Here is a 2,484-nt window from a genome sequence, read left to right as displayed (position 1 = left end):
GGCCGGCCCCGTGCGGGCGGGTCCACCGGCGCCGGGCCGTGGCTATGCTCGCCCCGGAAGGGGAGGGGTGAGTGTGACCGACACGGGTGACGGCGACCGGGGCGACGACACGGGCGGCGGCCCGGGTGCCGCGACAGCGGGTGCGGACGGACGGGACGTGGCCACGCTCCCGCGCGAGATCTGGGTGCTGGTCGGTGCCAGCTTCCTCATCGCGATCGGCTACGGGATCATCGGCCCGGCGCTGCCGAACTACGCCGCCAGCTTCGACGTCGGGGTGACCGCCGCGTCCGTGGTGGTCAGCGCGTTCGCCTTCGTCCGGCTGGTGTTCGCGCCCGCGAGCGGACGGCTGGTGACCCGGTTCGGGGAACGGCCGATCTACCTGTGGGGCGTGTCCATCGTCGCGGTGGGCACCCTGCTCTGCGCGGTCGCGACGACCTACTGGCAGCTGCTGCTGTTCCGCTCCCTCAGCGGGATCGGGTCGACCATGTTCACCGTCTCCGCGATCGGGCTGCTGATCCGGATCTCACCGACCCGGCTGCGCGGCCGGGCCTCCAGCCTGTGGGGCACCAGCTTCCTGCTCGGCGGGATCGCCGGCCCGGTGGTGGGCAGCGGGCTGGTGACGTTCTCGCTGCGTGCGCCGTTCCTCGTCTACGGCATCGCGCTCGTGCTCACCACGGTGCTCGTGTGGTGGCAGCTGCGTCACTCCGAGCTGGTGGCGCGCCCGTCCGAGGAGTCGGCCCCGACGATGACGTTCGGCCGGGCCCTGCGGCATCCGAGCTACCGTGCGGCACTCGGCTCGAACCTGGCCACCGGCTGGGTGGTGTTCGGGGTGCGGATGTCGCTGCTGCCGTTGTTCGTCGCGGAGGTGCTGGGGCGGGACGAGTCGTTCGCCGGCTTCGCGCTGGCGCTGTTCGCCGCGGCCAACGCGCTGGTGCTGCTCTACGCGGGTGGGTTCGCCGACCGCCGGGGGCGCAAGATCCCGGTGCTGGTCGGGCTGGCGCTGTTGGCGGTGGGCGCCGTGGGTCTCGGCCTGAGCGAGAACACCTGGCTGTTCCTCGCGGCCGTGGTGGTCGCCGGGATGGGGGCCGGTGCGCTGAACCCGGCGCAGAACGCCGCCGTGGCCGACGTGCTCGGCGCGAAGGCCCGCGGCGGGTCGGTGCTGGCCGGCTTCCAGATGGCGGCCGACGTCGGCGCCGTGGTGGGCCCGGTGGTGGCCGGTGCGGTCGCCGAGCGGTGGTCGTACACGGCGGCCTTCGGGATCACCGGGATGGTGGTCGTGCTGGCTCTCGGGTTGTGGCTCGGGGCCCGGGAGACGCTGCCGTCCCGGGAGGACGAGACGTCCGACGGCCCGGGGGACGGGGACGCGCACGCTCCCGGGGACGGCGACGCGGCCGCCGGGACCGCGGAGAACGGGGTCACTCGGGGCGCCGGAGCAACCCGCGCCGATGTGCCACGAACAGACCGGCGATCACCAGGACGGTGACGACCAGGGTCACGATCCAGCCCGTGGTCCCGAACGGGTCCTGCTCGCCGGTTCCGGCCGCGGCCACGGCACCGTCCCCGGCGCCGGTCCCGTCGTCGGCCGCACCGGCGGCGGCGTCGGACGGCTCCGGGGTCGACGGTTCGGTGGTGACCGTGCCGACGGCGTCGGTGCCCGCACCGGTGGCCAGGGCGAAGCCGTAGTCGAACAGCTGCCGGGCCTGCTCGGCGACCCGGACGGGTCGTTGTTCGGCCCGCAGCAGCACCACGGCGAGCCGGGTGCCGTCGCGCTCGGCGGCCCCGGCGTAGGTGTGCCGGGCGTCGTCGGTGAATCCGGTCTTGCCGCCGAGGAAGCCCGGGTAGGAACCCCACAGCCGGTTGTCGTTGCGGACCGGGAAGTCCTCCTCGCCGGGCCCGCCCGGGAAGAGGATCTCCTTCGTCGCCACGGCCTCGGCGTAGCGCGGCTGCCGCATGGCGTGGTTGAAGATCACGCTCATGTCGTAGGCCGAGGTCATCATGCCGGGCCCGTCCAGGCCCGACGGGGTGGCCACGTGCGTGTCGGTCGCGCCGAGTTCGATGGCCAGTTCGTTCATCTGCCGCACCGTCAGCTCCACCCCGCCGAGCGCGGTGGCCAGCGCGTGCGCGACGTCGTTGCCGGAGCGCATGAGCAGCGCGTGGAGAAGCTGGTCGACGGTGTACTCGGCACCGGCCACGATGCCGACGCAGGTGCACTCCTGGTTCGCGTCCTCCTCGGTCGGGACGACGATCTCGTCCGCGCGCAGTCCGTCCAGGGTGACGAGCGCGAGCAGGGTCTTGACCAGTGAGGCGGGGCGGTACCGGCCGTGCGGGTGGTGCGCCGCGACGACCTCACCGGTGTCCAGGTCGTGTACCAGCCAGGACGCGGCCGTGAGGCCCTCGGGCGGCTGCGGCGCCCCGGCGGGCAGGACGGGGCCGCACTCGTCCATCCGCTCCCCGCCCGCCGGGGTGTCCGGCACGGGTGGCGGC

The 2,484-nt window shown here is 74.1% G+C and carries 2 protein-coding genes; one reads left to right on the top strand and one right to left on the bottom strand.

What is annotated here, in order from left to right:
* Positions 1 to 157: 157 nt before the first annotated feature.
* Complete coding sequence (locus SACPADRAFT_RS29405) at positions 158 to 1,483, top strand: MFS transporter (protein ID WP_157577314.1); 1,326 nt, start codon at positions 158 to 160, stop codon at positions 1,481 to 1,483.
* Here SACPADRAFT_RS29405 and SACPADRAFT_RS29400 read toward each other — a convergent pair.
* Positions 1,416 to 2,484: D-alanyl-D-alanine carboxypeptidase family protein (locus SACPADRAFT_RS29400; RefSeq protein ID WP_007027261.1), on the bottom strand; the 1,069-nt coding region annotated here is incomplete at its 5' end. The two genes, SACPADRAFT_RS29405 and SACPADRAFT_RS29400, sit on opposite strands and share 68 nt — an antisense overlap.

Origin of the sequence: Saccharomonospora iraqiensis subsp. paurometabolica YIM 90007 (assembly GCF_000231035.2) — a bacterium.
Lineage (GTDB): Bacteria > Actinomycetota > Actinomycetes > Mycobacteriales > Pseudonocardiaceae > Saccharomonospora > Saccharomonospora paurometabolica.
This window is presented reverse-complemented; position numbering and strand designations above follow the sequence as displayed.